This is a genomic window from Vibrio sp. S457-15, assembly GCF_000960545.1.
GTDB lineage: Bacteria > Pseudomonadota > Gammaproteobacteria > Enterobacterales > Vibrionaceae > Vibrio > Vibrio parahaemolyticus.
Genome location: NZ_JYOQ01000177.1, coordinates 210,456 through 228,149, shown reverse-complemented (window position 1 = coordinate 228,149; position 17,694 = coordinate 210,456). Strand labels below are relative to the sequence as shown.

The 17,694-nt window shown below is 38.4% G+C and carries 16 protein-coding genes; 3 read left to right on the top strand and 13 right to left on the bottom strand.

The genetic code is table 11. The features are described 5' to 3' along the window. Positions 1 to 19: 19 nt before the first annotated feature. The gene (locus UF05_RS20675) at positions 20 to 376 is read left to right on the top strand and encodes a DUF3135 domain-containing protein (RefSeq protein WP_045544826.1); all 357 of its coding nucleotides are present in this window, start codon (positions 20 to 22) and stop codon (positions 374 to 376) included. 40 nt (positions 377 to 416) lie between these two features. Here UF05_RS20675 and UF05_RS20670 read toward each other — a convergent pair whose 3' ends face one another. Together UF05_RS20670 and UF05_RS20665 are read right to left on the bottom strand one after the other, a co-directional pair. Further along, positions 417 to 839, bottom strand: a complete 423-nt coding sequence (locus tag UF05_RS20670) for a DUF805 domain-containing protein (RefSeq protein WP_025635470.1) — start codon at positions 837 to 839, stop codon at positions 417 to 419. Positions 840 to 940: 101 nt separating this feature from the next. Further along, positions 941 to 1,288, bottom strand: coding sequence for a 5-carboxymethyl-2-hydroxymuconate Delta-isomerase (locus UF05_RS20665; RefSeq protein ID WP_015296167.1), 348 nt, complete (start codon positions 1,286 to 1,288; stop codon positions 941 to 943). 270 nt (positions 1,289 to 1,558) lie between these two features. Between UF05_RS20665 and tpiA the strand changes: the two genes are divergently transcribed. Then, the gene (gene tpiA, locus UF05_RS20660; RefSeq protein ID WP_005466271.1) at positions 1,559 to 2,329 is read left to right on the top strand and encodes a triose-phosphate isomerase; all 771 of its coding nucleotides are present in this window, start codon (positions 1,559 to 1,561) and stop codon (positions 2,327 to 2,329) included. 95 nt (positions 2,330 to 2,424) lie between these two features. Here the strand turns inward: tpiA and galU are convergent, their stop codons facing one another. The 11 genes from galU to wecA form a co-directional block, all read right to left on the bottom strand. Further along, on the bottom strand, positions 2,425 to 3,303 hold the full coding sequence (gene galU, locus UF05_RS20655) for a UTP--glucose-1-phosphate uridylyltransferase GalU (protein ID WP_045544886.1): 879 nt from the start codon (positions 3,301 to 3,303) through the stop codon (positions 2,425 to 2,427). A 68-nt stretch (positions 3,304 to 3,371) separates the two neighbouring features. Further along, the gene (locus tag UF05_RS20650; protein ID WP_025604212.1) at positions 3,372 to 4,538 is read right to left on the bottom strand and encodes a nucleotide sugar dehydrogenase; all 1,167 of its coding nucleotides are present in this window, start codon (positions 4,536 to 4,538) and stop codon (positions 3,372 to 3,374) included. A gap of 97 nt (positions 4,539 to 4,635) precedes the next feature. Continuing rightward, entirely contained in the window at positions 4,636 to 6,741 is a 2,106-nt protein-coding gene (locus tag UF05_RS20645) for a YjbH domain-containing protein (protein ID WP_048852683.1), read from the bottom strand. A gap of 24 nt (positions 6,742 to 6,765) precedes the next feature. Then, positions 6,766 to 7,917 carry a glycosyltransferase family 4 protein gene (locus UF05_RS20640; protein WP_045544825.1) on the bottom strand — a complete coding sequence of 384 codons (1,152 nt, stop codon included), beginning with the start codon at positions 7,915 to 7,917 and terminating at the stop codon, positions 6,766 to 6,768. An 8-nt stretch (positions 7,918 to 7,925) separates the two neighbouring features. Beyond that, a complete protein-coding gene (locus tag UF05_RS20635; RefSeq protein WP_045544824.1) occupies positions 7,926 to 8,933 on the bottom strand; it encodes an NAD-dependent epimerase in 1,008 nt (335 codons plus the stop codon). A 68-nt stretch (positions 8,934 to 9,001) separates the two neighbouring features. Further along, positions 9,002 to 9,871, bottom strand: coding sequence for an ATP-grasp fold amidoligase family protein (locus UF05_RS20630; protein WP_048852682.1), 870 nt, complete (start codon positions 9,869 to 9,871; stop codon positions 9,002 to 9,004). A gap of 1 nt (position 9,872) precedes the next feature. Further along, positions 9,873 to 11,027: a glycosyltransferase family 4 protein gene (locus tag UF05_RS20625; protein WP_045544822.1), complete on the bottom strand. Its 1,155-nt coding sequence runs from the start codon at positions 11,025 to 11,027 to the stop codon at positions 9,873 to 9,875. Positions 11,028 to 11,036: 9 nt separating this feature from the next. Then, positions 11,037 to 11,579: an acyltransferase gene (locus UF05_RS26700; RefSeq protein WP_045544821.1), complete on the bottom strand. Its 543-nt coding sequence runs from the start codon at positions 11,577 to 11,579 to the stop codon at positions 11,037 to 11,039. Continuing rightward, the gene (locus UF05_RS20615; protein ID WP_045544820.1) at positions 11,576 to 12,862 is read right to left on the bottom strand and encodes an O-antigen polymerase; all 1,287 of its coding nucleotides are present in this window, start codon (positions 12,860 to 12,862) and stop codon (positions 11,576 to 11,578) included. Before UF05_RS20615 ends, UF05_RS26700 begins: the two co-directional genes overlap by 4 nt. Further along, positions 12,859 to 14,046: a lipopolysaccharide biosynthesis protein gene (locus UF05_RS20610; RefSeq protein ID WP_045544819.1), complete on the bottom strand. Its 1,188-nt coding sequence runs from the start codon at positions 14,044 to 14,046 to the stop codon at positions 12,859 to 12,861. The genes UF05_RS20615 and UF05_RS20610 overlap by 4 nt, the downstream gene beginning before the upstream one ends. Before the next feature lie 18 nt (positions 14,047 to 14,064). Beyond that, a complete protein-coding gene (gene wecA, locus UF05_RS20605) occupies positions 14,065 to 15,150 on the bottom strand; it encodes a UDP-N-acetylglucosamine--undecaprenyl-phosphate N-acetylglucosaminephosphotransferase (protein WP_045544818.1) in 1,086 nt (361 codons plus the stop codon). Positions 15,151 to 16,302: 1,152 nt separating this feature from the next. Between wecA and UF05_RS20600 the strand changes: the two genes are divergently transcribed. Next, a complete protein-coding gene (locus tag UF05_RS20600; RefSeq protein WP_045544817.1) occupies positions 16,303 to 17,619 on the top strand; it encodes an MBL fold metallo-hydrolase in 1,317 nt (438 codons plus the stop codon). Positions 17,620 to 17,694 lie beyond the last annotated feature (75 nt).

Genomic DNA, 17,694 nt, shown 5'->3' with positions numbered 1-17,694 from the left:
ATTGAACACGAGTATCCATATGGATTTGGAGAAAGGGATGAGAACTCTACATACTCACGCAACGCAAGTATTACCCTCATTTGATGAACTGGTTCAGATGGCCGAAAGCGATCCAGAAGGCTTTGAACAATTTCGCCACGAGATGGCAAAAGAAATGATAGAAAGCGCCTCAGAAACGATGCAACCACGCTTATTGGCTCAGCAAAGCCATATTGATCGTGTGATTCGCAACTGTAAAAACCCTCATCACACCAACGTCGTGCTAATGAATGAACTACAAAAACAAGTCACGAAGTTCAGAGAAGCATTACAAGGAAAAGCGACGTCGGTTAAAACAGACAACGTAGTCGCCTTCAACAGAAACGATTTCTACTGATGTGAGAGTTACACCTTAGGCAGACTCCCACATTCATAAATCACTGTGGCTCAGGACCGTATTTATTCGGGCCTGATGTGCCTTTCAAAAAACCACACTCAATCAAAATCCAAAGCCCACAAATTAATGAAATCGAAGCAATGAACAGCTGTGGCGTTGAAGGCTCTTGCGCCATTGGGCTTGTCATCGGCGTTGCGATGCGACCAATCACCAAAGGAATATTCAAGCCTAACCAGTAAATCGATTTGTTGCGGTCATGCCATCTCTTTGTCGTAATAGCCAAATCAGGAATGAGCAGTACCAACAAGAATATTGGCAGTAACAGGTAAGAAAACGCAGGAAACAACTTACTGATACCCGCACCAAAACCTATAATCGAAATGTAGTAAATCACATTCCAAATCCAATAGGTTTTGCGATCGATACGTCCGTGAAACGAAAACAGTAACTCTTTAGTCGACATCAATTTTTATCCAAAAATAGAAAAAAAAATACAGATTAGCCGAGTCGGGTTAATTTGGGAAGAAACAACAAGTCGTGAACAACATCGGCCAAGCCTTATATTCAGTTCACCACTTTTTGAAAGCTGTCCACATCCATATCTCTAATGTTAACCGTTAAACTGTGTACATGACTTGCCTGTTCTTGAAGCACAGCCATTAAAGCTCGCGATAATTCTCGCTTTTGTCCAGGCGTTCGGCCAGACAACAAATCAAAATTGATATGGATAAAATCGAGGCTGTCACCCGCTTCACCAATTAGCCAGTTATGACATCTTAACGTTCTTGATTTCACAGAGGCCAACTCAAAAAGGCCACTCTCTAACGCAGCTTTATGTAAGTCTTCCAGCAAACCTTGTACATTGACTCGCTCTTCCACTGAGTTCGAATACTCTAAAACTAAGTTTGGCATTTTGATTCCTTTCTACAACATAAAAAATTCAGTGCGTAGTAATACCAATCTAGCCAGCAATTTCCGAGGAATGAACTATCATTCTGTCTACGCGATCACCAATCGATTGCTTTTGATAAAAATAACAGAACAACTTCGACTCCAGACGGAGAGAGAAAGCCACATAAGACATGATACCAATCATGATCTGTTCATATTATTCTGTTATATTCCTACGTAGATTTTTTACATTAATAGACTATTTACATTAAAGATAAGGGAGATATTCCTATGCGTCGTCCTGTAGTGATGGGTAACTGGAAACTAAACGGCAGCAAAGCAATGGTAACTGAGCTGCTAACTGGTCTTAACGCTGAGCTTGAAGGCGTTGAAGGTGTTGACGTAGCAGTAGCTCCACCAGCACTTTACATCGACCTAGCTGAGCGTCTAATCGCTGAAGGCGGTAACAAGATCATCCTAGGTGCTCAAAACACTGACCTAAACAACAGCGGTGCTTTCACTGGCGACATGTCTCCAGAAATGCTGAAAGATTTCGGTGCTACTCACATCATCATCGGTCACTCAGAGCGTCGTGAATACCACAACGAATCTGACGAGTTCATCGCTAAGAAATTCAACTTCCTAAAAGAAAACGGCCTAACGCCTGTTTTCTGTATCGGTGAATCTGAAGCTCAAAACGAAGCTGGCGAAACTGAAGCAGTATGTGCACGTCAAATCAACGCAGTGATCGACACTTACGGTGTTGAAGCTCTAAACGGCGCGATCATCGCTTACGAACCAATCTGGGCTATCGGTACTGGTAAAGCAGCAACAGCTGAAGATGCACAACGCATCCACGCTTCTATCCGCGCACTAATCGCAGCGAAAGACGAAGCAGTTGCAGCACAAGTAATCATCCAATACGGCGGTTCTGTTAAGCCAGAAAACGCTGAAGCTTACTTCTCACAACCAGACATCGACGGTGCTCTAGTTGGCGGCGCTTCTCTAGACGCTAAGAGCTTCGCAGCAATCGCTAAAGCAGCGGCAGCAGCTAAAGCTTAATTTCGCTTTTATTAAGCAGAAATAACAAAGGGATGCATCATGCATCCCTTTTTGTTTGTGTTGTACCGTCGGAGTACCTAATAGAAAGCTTCGACCTACGCTGGCTCGGCAATTTTCACGGTTGGCTTTTGCGCGAGCTCCGCGCTGGAGTCTTTCTTATAAAGGTTCTCGTAGCAGTAATTTGTGGCTTCAATGTAGCCTTCTACGCTACCGCAATCAAAGCGCTGACCTTTAAATTTGTATGCCAAAACACAACCAGATTGAGCTTGTTGCATCAGCGCATCGGTGATTTGAATCTCGCCACCTTTGCCCGGCTCTGTATTTTCAATCAGCTCAAAGATATCAGGTGTCAGAATGTAACGACCAATAATCGCTAGATTGCTAGGTGCAGTGCCTGGTTCTGGCTTTTCCACCATGTTATCAATGCGGAAGATATCATCTTTGATCATCTCGCCAGCAATCACACCGTATTTATGCGTTTCTGATTCCGGCACTTCTTGTACCGCAACGATTGAACAGCGGAACTGTTTGTACAGCTCAACCATTTGAGCTAGAACGCCTTGGTCCTCATTCACACAAAGGTCATCCGCGAGCACAACAGCAAACGGTTCATCACCGACCAGTTCACGTCCCGTAAGAATAGCGTGACCTAAGCCTTTCATTTCACGCTGACGGATGTAAGTGTAACTCGCAGAATCAATCAAAGAACGAATATCATCAAGCAGCGCTTCTTTACTTGTACCGCTAATTTGATGCTCTAACTCGTAGTTTTTATCAAAGTGATCCATTAACGAGTGCTTACCACGACCGGTGACGATGCACATACCGTCCATACCGGCTTCAATCGCTTCTTCAACACCGTATTCAATCAATGGCTTATTCACCACTGGCATCATTTCTTTCGGCATCGACTTAGTTGCAGGAAGGAAACGTGTACCGTAACCCGCCGCTGGGAATAAACATTTTTTAATCATAACCATTACCAACTAAAAAAAGGCTCCTCTGAGGGAGCCTATTACATTATTTTGAATACAAAAACTAATTAATCGCTACCAAACAGGTCACGGGTGTAAACTTTATCAGCCACATCAGCAAGCTCCTCAACCATGCGGTTAGAAACAATAACATCAGACATTTGTTTGAACTCTTCAATATCGCGGATAACGGCAGAGTGGAAGAACTCATCTTCCTGCAGTACCGGCTCGTAAACCACTACTTCAATACCTTTCGCTTTAATACGTTTCATAATGCCTTGAATAGACGAAGCGCGGAAGTTATCTGAACCAGCTTTCATAATTAAGCGGTAAATGCCCACTACTTTTGGCTGACGTTTGATAATAGAGTCTGCAATAAAATCTTTACGAGTACGGTTTGCATCAACAATTGCACCAATGATGTTATTAGGAACTTCTTGGTAGTTTGCTAACAATTGCTTTGTATCTTTTGGTAAGCAGTAACCACCATAACCGAATGACGGGTTGTTGTAGTGATTGCCAATACGAGGGTCTAAGCCAACACCTTCTATAATTTGGCGAGCATCAAGGTTGTGAGCTTCAGCATACGAATCTAACTCATTGAAATAAGCTACGCGCATCGCGAGGTATGTGTTTGAGAACAACTTAACCGCTTCTGCTTCTGTAGAGTCAGTAAACAAAACCGAGATGTCTTCTTTTACTGCACCTTCAACTAAAAGGTTAGCGAACTTCTCTGCACGTTCGCTACGCTCACCAACGATAATGCGAGACGGGTGGAGGTTATCGTAAAGTGCTTTGCCTTCGCGAAGAAACTCTGGAGAGAACATAACATTCTGACAACCGAGCTCCTCTTTAATACGCGCAGTATAACCCACAGGTACAGTCGACTTAATCACCATAACCGCATCTGGATTAATTGCCATGACATCTTTAATCACTGCTTCAACTGAAGAAGTATTAAAGTAGTTCGTTTGAGGGTCATAATCCGTTGGTGTGGCAATAACAACAAACTCTGCGTCTTTGTAAGCCAGCTCTTTATCTAGCGTCGCGATAAAGTTGAGTTCTTTGTTTGCAAGGAAATGTTCGATTTCCGCATCAACAATTGGAGATTTCTTGTCATTCAACAAGTCCACTTTTTCTTGGATGATATCAACCGCCACAACCTCATGGTTTTGTGACAATAACATGGCATTGGACAAACCGACGTAGCCCGTGCCTGCTACAGCAATTTTCATTTTTATTTCCTATTATTTAACTGACGCTAGCATATCAAAACACCGACACTCTCGGTAGAGTGCGGTGATTAACTAAAAGCCTAACTAGCAACACAACTTAATTCAATTGAGTACCCAAGTAACGCAAATAAGCATTGCGAATGCGAAGCTTGTTCTGCTCAAAGTACTCTTGACCATAACGGCCTCGGTTAAAGTAGCGGCGAAGCATACTATTATCCATCACGAGTTCATCACCCTGACCTGCTGCCAAATAGTTTGTATCGTTGCCAACTCGTGTCGTAACGTTGAAATCATAAGCCTCGTTACCACGAACTTGTATCACTCCCGGAGACATATCACGCCATGGCGTTAATGGCAGCTTTACTGACACAGTGACAAACTGCTCTTCGTCTGTATCGTTAAACTTTGTCACCTGATAACTTGCCGATACTTCTATGTCTTCAAACCAATGTGATGTCGTGAATTTTGCGCCGACATCCCCCTTCCAAAACTCGCCAGCAGTTGCATTGAACTGCCAATCCCACTCCGGCATAGAGAATGTATAACGAGTTAAAAAGGTTTGGCGGTCTGGGTTCGCATAACCATTTTTATCTTTTTCGTCTTGATGCTGGAAATAGCTCATCTCTAGTCCCAACTCATGGTTGCCCGATTGAGAGAACCAAGCTGATTCGCTGCGCGCACCGATATAATCCGACTTAACCAAGCCTAGAGAGACCTGGTTAGCAATATCGACATATGGTAAACGGAAGAACTGATGCACCATTGCACGATCAATCTCGTTCTCGTACGCGCTGTCTTCGAAATACCCACCTTCTTCAAAATCATCACTTTCTGCTAAAGGTAAAATATGACGAACATCAATTGCCGCGCCAGACCATAGGTAGGTGTATAAGTTGCTAGACATAGCAAAAGAATAATCATACACACCGTACTCGGTTGCAAAACCATGCCTTACCATAGGAGAAAGCACGATCTGCGAATCTAAAGTACCTGAATTAACTCGCTCCGTTTTCCAATCAACCATGTCTAATCTTTCAGGCAAATCGCGCGTGATAAACTGAATGTCATCACAAACTGCGCTACCATTGACAAAACTTTGGTAACAGTTAGCGTCAGACAAAACACTTACCACTGGTTTTTGGTTGGCAAGCATCACAAGTTCAAATTGATCCGATGCAGCGCCTATATCTTGCGCCGCATTTTGACCTAAATGACTCGACACAATACCCAGAGCGACACCTAGTCCGTCAACTTGATTATGGTTGTAGCGGCGGTTTTCTACAGCCACCACAACTTTGTCATTTGATACGCCCACTTGAACATTAACGAAGCCTTCATTTTTTAACGCACTAACCAAAGAGGAAATTGACGCTTGTTGCGCTTTGTTTTGCTCAACGACTAAACGATCCATTAACGTCATATTATTCTTCGCGTAGTCGCGAGAGCGAGAGTATTCCGTTATCAATGGCATCGAGAGTGCAGCACTCCAAACGCTTGAACCATCCGATTCATGACCAGAATAAATCTGGTAGCTTAATGAGGCGGTTATATCATTAGGCAGTAAATTATCGGGAGTAAACACTTTTATAGAAGAGTTGAATTCTACTGAATCGTACTCTCCTACTATTTGAACAAAGTCAAAAGGTTGGTATTCAAAGCCACCAAAAGGGCCATCTAGAACACCCATCAAACGCTCTTCTGACTGACCGAAACCAGCAGAAATCCTTAAGGGAAGTGCATTAAACGTATAATCCGCGACGGCAAAATTAGTCATGAGCTTATTTGCAGCCCCACCGACATCTTGCATGCCTAAAGCAAAATCTAAGTTCTCATTCCCCCAAAAATTGGGAACCTGGTACTTCAGTGATAATGATAAATCTCGAATACCGCCACAGCCTGTTTTAAAACAGTTCGAGTTATAATCATAAGTAACGATACTACCGTGAGCCTCTAACCCTTCAATGAGGCCAAAAGATACTTTTATAGAATCTAAACCTTGCACCTCGTCAAGCCAAGGGCGCCCTTGGGCAAAAGATACACCAAAGTCGCCATACTCTTTAACTTGAGCATTAGGGTTAAAAACCAGTCCACTAAAGCTTTGGTTAGAATTTAGAGTCTGCAACTCGTTTGCCGCGACGCCACAACTAAAAGCCAACGATAGCGTAATTATCGTTACTTCATCCACTGAAATCTTTTTGATCATAACTCTTTATTTTATTTAGTTTTGCTAACTAGCACTGAGGCCTTCTGCTTGAGTTTTTTCTTTTTGAAAGCAATCTTCCACTGCGTCCAAGTATTTTTGTATGACTAACTGCTCATCAAACTCTCGTTCAACTTTTTGACGACTGAATTGTCCCATTGTCAACCTTTCTTGATGAGTGAGGTTGATCACCAAATCCAGTTTTTCAATTAAACTCTCTGTCGAACGAGGAGCACATAAATAACCATTGACTCCATCGTCAACCGTTTCACGACAACCAACATTGTCAGTTGTTACTATGGGTTTCCCCATTGCCGCCGCTTCAAGTAACGATTTAGGTACTCCCTCTCGATAGAATGAAGGAAGCACCATGCAATCTACCTTTGCAATCTCCTCTTCTACACAGTCAGAAGTGCCAAGATAACTTACAATGCCTTCATCAACCCACTTTTGCATATCACTACTAGAGACAGCTGAAGGGTTATTAACATCAAGAAAACCTAGTAATCGAAATTCAACCTTATCACCATGTTTAAACTTCAATGCACGAGCCGCTTCAACGTAGTGACCAATGCCTTTGTCGTACAACATTCTGGCAATCAATAAAAAGCGAATTACACCGTCATCATTTGCAGGGCTAACTTGAAAACGGTTGAGATCAGCTCCCGAACCAGGTAAACGATCAACAAGATACGATGGCGCTAACCGGTTATCCAAAAACAACGTTTTATCGTCTTCATTTTGAAAGAAGATCTTACTTGCTTTAGATTGGCTCATTTTATACAGCAATTTGGCAATCTTAGACGTAAGGCCTTCATTAATAAAGACCATACCTAAACCGGCAATATTATTAACCGACTTAGAGCCAACAAAATGCCCAGCTAACGTACCGTAGATATTATTCTTTGGAGTAAAGTTCAGTACCACATCGGGTTTGACACTCTTAAAGATTTTGATAAATGAGAAAAACGTACCAATATCTTTAACAGGGTTTGTACCCCCTTGGTCAATGTTGATATGACAAAAGCTTGCTCCAAGTGATTCAAGCTTCGGTGAATAATCATCTTTAGGAGCTATAGCTACAACCTGATAACCAGCGTCCAACAACGCCGTAATGGTGTTTCTTCTGAAATTATATAAATACCAACTTGTATTTGCTGAAATCGCAACCGTTTTCATCTAACTACCTAAACCTTATAAAACTCGCGATACCAATCAACTAAGGCTTGAACGCCTTGTTTAAGACCAACTTGAGGTTTGTAGCCAGTCGCTTCGAATAAATCAGAGGTATCAGCATAAGTCTTATACACATCACCAGGCTGCATCTCGCGGAAGTTCTTTTTCGCTTCAATACCAAGCGCTGATTCGATTTCCGTGATGAAGTCCATAAGGTTAACTGGACTACCGTGACCGATATTGTAAACAGAATATGGAGCAGAACTAGAAGCAGGCGTACCGGATTCAACGGTCCATTCGTCATTTCTTTGAGGGATAACCTCAGAAATACGTACAATACCTTCAACAATGTCGTCAATGTAAGTGAAGTCTCGCCACATATCGCCATTATTGTTTATATCAATTGTATCGCCCTCTAATATCTTCTTAGTGAAAATAAAAGGTGCCATGTCAGGACGACCCCATGGACCGTAAACGGTGAAGAACCGCAATCCAGTCGTCGGTAAGTCATACAAGTGAGAATATGAGTGTGCCATTAACTCATTTGATTTCTTCGTCGCCGCATACAAAGAAACCGGGTGGTCAACCGTATCACTCGTTTCAAAAGGTGTTTTTTGATTCAAGCCATAAACAGAAGATGACGATGCGTAAACTAAATGCTTAACTTTTGAATGTCGGCAACCCTCTAGGATGTTTAGGTGACCAACTAAGTTAGAATCCGCATAGGCCATCGGGTTTTCTATAGAGTATCTCACACCAGCTTGAGCCGCTAAGTGGATAACACAATCAAACTGGTTATTAGCGAAGAAATCAGCAACAGCTTGTCTATCCGAGAGATCCATCCTTACAAATTCGAATCGCTCACTATTATTGATCGTCAGTAGTCGAGCTTCTTTAAGATTAACATCATAGTAGTCATTAATATTATCTACACCAACAACACTCGCACCTTTACTCAAAAGTACTTCAATGGTTTTAGCGCCAATAAAACCCGCTGCGCCAGTTACTAAATATTTCATTATAGTTTCCAATTTAAAAGCCAAGCCAACCTAACTAGACAAAATATATTTAATTTTAAGTAGTAACACTACTTCCAAAAATTACCGAGATATAAGTCATCCTTGTATGTCTCAAATTTATCCCAACCACTAGCCGGACAAAAAGTCATTTCACCAAAATATATTTTTCCATCCACATTAAATAAATCAACGCGGACATAATTGAACGGTTTTGATAACAAAGTAACCATATCAACCATGTCTGAGAATTTTTGTGGAAGGTTAATTTTAGAAGGCCCATGCTTATATTTTGAGAATTGAATATGATACTTATTACCATCTAAATCATATAGTGTTTTGGTACAGTTTGGAGTGTTATATTCAGAGTTTATTTGTAAAAGTATAAGTTCACCATTATTAAAAACATGGAACTTATAATCTAATAAGATAGAGTTATCTTTATTTTCCAGAAGTTCCTCCACAAGAACTGTCGGAGTTTCTATATCGTAGAATAGTTCATCAATCCCCTTTCCAGGCATTAATGTAAGATATCGATTAAATTGCTCACATAGCGAATGCAAATCTTCTTTACTCTTATCTTGAACAACTTTAACATTAACACCACCTCCTCCATTACTAGATTTAACAACAAATTTAGATGGCAAGGCTGTTAGTTGTGACAAAGTTAATTTCTCAGAGCTAAGTATAAGAGGGACTAAAAACTCACCACCAACAACATCTTGAATATAATCTCTAACTTGTAATTTATCGGCAAATTTTGAGTACTTATTAGGATCTTCGTAAAACTTTCTATACTGAATTTTTTCAGAAAAAGTTTTAGGATTAGAAAAACTTGGATAATATTTGTGTGTAAGAATAAATCTTAATTTGTTATAGATCTTAATGCCTAGCAGAGCTCTTAACGAGTCTCTGATAAAGTTTGTGATATTCTTATTCACGTTAAACATCCTTATTAAAAACTATTTTTTCAAACCCAGAAATAAACTCATCATAACCAAACTTTTTTGATATGTAATTTTTCCTTAAGTCTCGCTCTGAAAGTTGAGACTTATCTATAGACAGAATTTTGTTTACGAATTCTGAATGAAAACGAGGATCATTAGGTTTTACTGAAGTGACTAAACCTTTATTACTATCATCTATAATATCTCTTATTCCATCTACAAGCGAAGAGCATAGAAAGCAACCTGAATGCAAAGCCTCAATAGCAACTCGAGGCAAACCTTCTTTATGACTTGCAAATAGAAAGATATCTGAAATAGATAGGTACTCATGTACATAAGGTGTATGAGGAACTCTAATGATTTGATTTTCCAAATTCAATTCTGATATCTTAGAGTTCATTTCATTTTCATAAATCAAATCTTCATTAGAAGTAGCACTACCTATCAGTAAGAGTAAATCATCATTTTCACAAACTTCATTGAAAGATTGTATTATTTCCGTTTGATTTTTTCTTGGACAAATACTGCCGACTGTAATATAAACCTTTCCATTCTTATTAGGTATAGACTTTTCTATCTCAATGACTTTTTCTTTACAGACTTCATTAAAATTAAATCCAGTATGCAATATGGATATTTTCTTTGAATATTTATTTCGTTCTGTATGAGACAAAACATCGATACAATCTGATGAAATAAGAATTATCTCTTTAGACAAAAACGCTGCGAGTGAAGATATTAGCTTTATTCTTTCATTAATTCTAACATACCATATAGCTTTATTTTTATTTAAAAGCAGTATAGGAAAGAGTAATAAAAAGCTTCTAATATCATTTATACATATAGTATCAAACTTATTGAAGTTAATTTTAATTAATTGAAAAAACCAATAATATAACAACACAAACATATAACTAATTTTATTGGGTAAAGAAAAATCTTTTCTTGAGCGCAGTAATACTGTTGGAGTATTTAAGCTTTTTACATTTAGACCTAATCCTTCTGCTTTAGCCAATAAACCATCGAATTTTGTTGAAGAGATAGTAACAGAATGGCCATTCAATTTAAGCCCAGAGGCTAAGGATAACATACTAGCTGGCGCTCCATTTAGACCAGTATAGTAGCTATCTATAAACAATATACTTTTCATAAATTTAATTTACTTATTTGTAATTATAGTATCTCTTTTTTGAAGAAAAACAGAATTACATGGTACGTTTTTCGTAACTATCGAACCAGCAGCTATAATTGAGCCATCGCCGATCTCTACTCCTGACAAAATAATTGAGCCACTCCCAATCCAAACATTATTACCGATTTTTATCTCTTTTGATGAAAATCCTTGTTCTCGAATATTTATGTCATATTGTTGATAATTGTGATTATGATCATACATACATATATTTTCACCAAACAAACAATCATCACCAATAATTATTTTGTTTTTAACATTAATAGAAACGTTATTATTAAAAAATGATTTCTTGCCAATTAATAATTTTCCACCACTTACATTAAATGATAAGTTTTTTTTATTTCTAAGTCCCTCACCAACAACTATAACACCATTATCTGATATATTTATGCAACCACCAAAGTAGCTCTTTATCGGGTTTATTTTAAATCTATTCCAATAGATAAACTTATATAATGTTGTAATGATGATTTTTCTAATTAACCTAATAACTCTCAAAGCAATCATGAAGAAAAGACCCTTCTAAATAATCTTGAAAACAAATAAACTATAATTAGAGGCAATAAATTTTGTTTAATCATAAATGATAATACAACAGAAAGGTCGCCACGTTGTGCATATATTAAAGGTGTAATCATCAATATAGACAATAAGAATAAAAATATATTATCCTTAGCATTATTGTAGATCATCACAATAGTACATGAATAAATAATGGATATAATTACTAACCCTGGCCAATAGAAAGCTATATAAAACGAACCATACAAAGAGAATCCATATCCTTGCCCTGTAGCTACTACTTCAGAAAAAAAGGTATTATTGAACCAAGTTTGGCTATTCAGGATCCCTGTGGATATAGGAGAAAAACCAACTAAAATGTCTTTTATCAAATTTAGTCCGTAGGAAATATCATAACTACTTTCCCTAGACAACAACCAATCAATATTTCTGGATGCACTCCTAAACTCCCCCTGCAACAACTTTACATAAAATGGAATCGAGTCTCTGTGAGCAATTATGTCCCCTAAGTCTTTTGCAAATACTGTTTTTAGTTCTTGTAATATCGGGATACAAGAAGCGGCCAAAATAAAAAATATAATCGATTTTTGTCTGGTGATTTTATTAAAAACGACAAGAAGTATAATTACACTCAGCGTATAACTTAGGACAACATTCCTCTCTCCGGTATTTAGAGAAGTAAATAGAAAGAGAATAAAACTAAAAACCATCGCATATAAATATAACTTAGAATTTCTATAGCGAATAATAAAAAGAAGAGTAAACAGACTAGCCCAATTATATATAAAGTTGAATCTGGTTCCTCCAGAAAGGATTGCCTCGCCTTTGTTAGAGAAGCCACTTTTAAAGAAGAACACATTGGATAATATGGTTAGAACCATAAATATTAAGTATGTTATGAATATTGTGTTTTTTTCAAAGAACAAATCAAACCTATCTAAAATTTGATTGTCAATTGAACTTTTACGGCAAAAAAATAGGGGGGCCACTGATGAATAATAGATAATTCCATATATTATCGATGATTCTAAAGCATTTTCAAATTGATAATATCCAACAGTAGCTAGAAATAGTGAAGAAAAATGATAAAAATATACGGCGGTTGAGTACCATAATATAGGCGACTCGTACTTTAACTTAGATTCATTAACAACTATTAATTGTGATAGGCTAACAATTAAAAATAGAATATAAATTATATCTAAAGAAAAAAACAAACATGTTATAAAATATAAAACACCTAATATTGAAAAGAGAATAAAGCTCATCTATTACACTTCCCTTCGGTAAAGGATAACTCTCTAGAAATAGATATCGAAAGAAGAAGTATTTGAATTAATGATATAAAAATTAAAGATAGGAAGGCACCATTGATACTATAAGTTTTAACTAACAACGAACCGATAGTAATCATAGAAATACATAAAAATGACGATATATATAATTGATGTTTAAAAAGTTTCATTGCCGTCACAGCATTATTTAATATCATAGCCACACATAACGTAAAACCATAAATTAATGTTAACTTTATCAACCCGTCCTCAACCACGAAGTCGTTACCATATATTATCCTTAATGCTTTATCCTCTGTAAGGATGTAGAAAGCAAAAGATATCGAAGATACTAATAGTATAAAAGCTAACTGCTTAAAAATGAGTTTCACAAATTTTGTTTTTTTATTTTCAATATAACTATCGGATAAAAAAGGTAATAATGATTGTGTTCCGGATTGAACAACCAACCTCATAACATTGATTATATTAACCAAGCCCGTAAATATACCAACCACATATAATCCATCTATAGAAAGGTAATATCTAGGCATATTTAAATAAAGAAGAGTAATGAATGAAGATATTGATACTAAACTACTTATCTTAACATTACTTAAAACTTCTTTTATTTTAAATCCTAGAGTAAACTTAACATTTAACTTAATCATTAGAAGTAAGTTAAATATTATAATTATTATTATTGATAAGTTAAGGCTATAAGTAAAAACTGATGTTAATATAAACAAAACCAACTGAATTGAACGAAATTTCTGAATAAAAAATATTCTTTCAAAGTCTTTTGCTTTTGTAAGCCATGCATATTCTAATTCGTATATCGATTCAACAACCTTAAATATAGAAAACAAGAAAAAAACCAGGATGTATTCTTGGTCAATTAAAACCATAGACATCGGAATTAACGTTAATGAAAAAATAAAAAGAAGACTATTTCTAGAGCTTTGAAACATCATTCTATTTTTTATAACACCAGTTACCACTAGTTGCCTTGGTGATAAGCCAAACAACAAAAGCAATGGGGCACATACCGAGATAGAAAGCCCCATAACTCCCATTTCTTCTATACCATAATACGTAGATGTAAATGCAAGCATCAGCCAAGAAGAGCCGAAATATATTATATTGCCACTTAATACTTTAGCTAAAATTTTAAACATAAAGTTTGTTTTACCAAATTAATCAATTTTCTGTTCTTTTAATTCTATTTTCTTTTCAAACAATCTATTTACCCAAGATGAAATACGCCAAATATGGTTAATCACAGAAAAATAACACGCAAACAGAATTACAAAGGCGAAGAACATGGTAGATTCACTTACATTAGTAAAATCAGCCCATAAGCCTACCGCAGCACAAATCGATGCCATCGAACAGATGAAAATTAACGTTGCACCTGGTGAAAGCCCAATACGTTGGCAAATATGGTGTAGATGTTCTCTGTCTGGTTGGAATGGTGACTGACCTTTACGAACGCGACGAATCATAATGGTTGCCATGTCCATCAATGGTAAGGCAATTAACCACAGAGCAGTGACTGGCTTGAAAGCTACAGCTCCTGGTTCTTGCGTGCCACGAATTAGCATCCAGACCACGGTAAAGCCAATGAACATACTGCCTGCATCACCCATAAAGATTTTAAAGCGACGACCAAGTGGGAAACCTAAGTTCAGGAAGATGTAAGGAAGCATCGCAGTCACGATCATTAAACAGATTGTGGCTAAATATTCGTTTCCGTTGTAGGCAAACACAATACCTAATGCTGTAAAGGTGACCGAAGCTAACCCGCCCAGCAAGCCGTCTATGCCATCAACCATATTAAATGCGTTAATTGCGCCTATTACCGCAATAACGGTGATCACTGCGCCAGCGACTTCATTAAGGGCAATGGTTTCGCTCCCCATTAAGTAGCCTAAATCGTGTAAGCTGTGGCCTCCGATGTAAATCATCGCAAGGGATATTCCGGCTTGGATAATAAGGCGAATTTTGAAACTTACATCGTAGTAGTCATCTAATGCACCGAGCACTATAAGCACAGCCGAACAAGATAAGTAGAGTGATAGGTTGTCATTCATTGGTAGGAACAGAAGGAACCCGACCAGTATAGTAGAGAAAATGGAGATCCCTCCTACAAGTGGCACCACACCTTGGTGAAGCTTTCTTGCATTGGGTTTATCTACTAGACCTACGCGCTTAGCAACTTTGCGCATAACAAAAAGTAGAACGAACGACAAAATAAATACAAATAAATATGCATTATTCATGATAGCCAACTGTGTTATTAAATAAGTTTGAGGTAAATCTATAACGCATCCGACTGATTCCCTTTACGGATTCCATTGCATCACAGGTCCGATACTGCTGATTCTTGCTTCGCTCGTCTCTAGACACGCCGATCTCTAAGAATGAGCAGGTGATTTTTTGGCGTGACAAAACCACATTAGCCAACGTGGGTTGTAACGCATTGCAAACGCTAATTTCTAATATTGAATATGTAAGTAACTGAGTTCCACCGACACTAGCTCGTGACGGTCATCGGTTCTCAGCCTTTTATAGGCAGGCCAAATACAAAGCTGAATACACTAACTAACGGTTTGGGCCGGTAGTTATGTACTTCTATAAACCTAGTATTTGGTTTTGATAGGTATGAGAAATGGAGATTTAAATTGTAACCTATGCCTAACCAACATTTGCTCGCCACTTTGTTAGCTTTGAGCGTCCCTCTGACAAAGGGAATTACATAAATTTGTAATAGTTCTCGTTTTTTATAAATCAATCTTGCCAGAAATGCACTTAGATGCTTATTATTATTAAAAGTTATTTCACTTTTCAGATACTTAGCTTTAGAGACCTCGGAGTTATAACGACTTCGGGCACGCTACCGCCCCTAGGTCTGGCTCCTAGAGGCAATTGAAATGTTCACGATTTAATCGGTTGCATCTCCGATCTGGTGACGAATTGTATAGTAAACTCGTTGCAACGAAAAGCCATTCAATCGAAAAGCTTACAAAAAAATAGCCCTTTCCTGACACTTAAAGCGTCAGAAATGTGTCGGTTTTATAAAATTATAATTATCAGATGCCCATTTACGCAGTTAGGACTAAGCAGCCAGTGACGTTGATTCCAAAAGCTTAAATGCAAATAATTGCAATAATATGAATTGCATCACAAGCAGTTGCAACTTAACACAGTCAAATTTATGACGAATATCTAAGTCTCTCTAAACTTTCAGTTTTGCCATTTTCTTTCTCCTATTTTGCTTGCCTACAATACGCTCACTTATTCACTATCTGCCTGCTTACCCTATCTACTCTACTGAGCGATTTACCGAATCGCTGCCAAATTGTGAGGTTTGGTTATGTGTAAAATAGATACTCGCAAGCGTAAGCTAGCAAAGGTAAAAGCGTCGTTTTGTTATGAAAGTACTGCACCACGGTGGGAAAAATACGGTTACTGGCTCTTGTCACGAGCTCGTATTACAGAATGGAAGTGTGCTGATCGACTGCGGTTTGTTACAAGGTCAAGATAATGCTCAGCAGCAGAGTTTGAATATCGACTTTTCTATCTCTGATCTCAAAGCGGTTGTTCTAACCCATTCTCATATCGATCATATTGGTAGGCTTCCTTGGCTATTGGCTGCTGGCTATAAAGGGCCTATTTACTGTACGGAAGCCACCGCTGAGCTCGTACCGCTTATGTTAGAAGATGGTTTAAAGCTCCAACTAGGCATGAGGCATCATCAAAGGGAAAACGTGCTCGATTTTATTCGAACGCTTATTCGCCCTTGCCCTTATTCCCAATGGATAGAGATTGACGAACATGCCTCTCTTCGCTTTCAACCAGCAGGACACATTTTAGGGTCTGCATATGTTGAGTTTCGTTTATCAAACAATGAGGTTGTTGTGTTCTCAGGGGATTTGGGCCCTCGTAACACGCCTCTCCTACCGGATCCGGTATCGCCTGAAAAAGCTGACTATTTGTTTATCGAGTCGACATACGGCAATAAAGTTCACGAAGATGTAGAGTCTCGCAGTAGGCGATTGCTTTCTATTATTGAGCATGCACTTCAGGATGGTGGCGTAATTGTTATACCGGCTTTTAGCGTCGGGAGAACTCAAGAGTTACTCTTTGATATAGAACAGCTTATTCATGAGCACGCTTTGCAAGATTCACTGCCTATTATTCTTGATTCTCCTTTGGCTAAAAAGGTAACTAATACCTATCGCCAATTTAAAAAGCTTTGGGGAGCAGAAGCGAAAGAGCGGATCGAGCATCACCGACATCCTCTTGCATTTGATCAATGTATTATGGTCGAAAGCCACACTGACCATTTAAAGCTCGTGAATCGACTCGCGAGCACAGCAGAAGCTGCTATCGTAGTTGCGGCCTCAGGAATGTGTGAAGGTGGACGTGTCGTCAATTATTTAGAAGCTTTGCTGCCAGATAAAAGAAATGATGTGCTATTTGCCGGCTATCAAGCGGAAGGGACTTTAGGTCGGCGTATCCAAGATGGAGCAGACAGTGTATTGATTGAAGGTAAACGCGTAAAAGTGAAAGCTCAAGTTCATACGATGTCAGGCTACTCTGCACATGCCGATATGAACGACTTAATACAATTTGTAACTGCCATTCCCACTCCTCCTAAGGAGGTTCACCTTATACATGGTGAGGAAGATTCGAAAAAAGCACTTTATCAACAACTAATCAACCTCGGATATAACTGCGTACTATAGTGAATTAGATGATTATTTAATTTCGAGGCAACATAATATATCGCAAACATAGTTTGTCGAATTCATTGATATAGT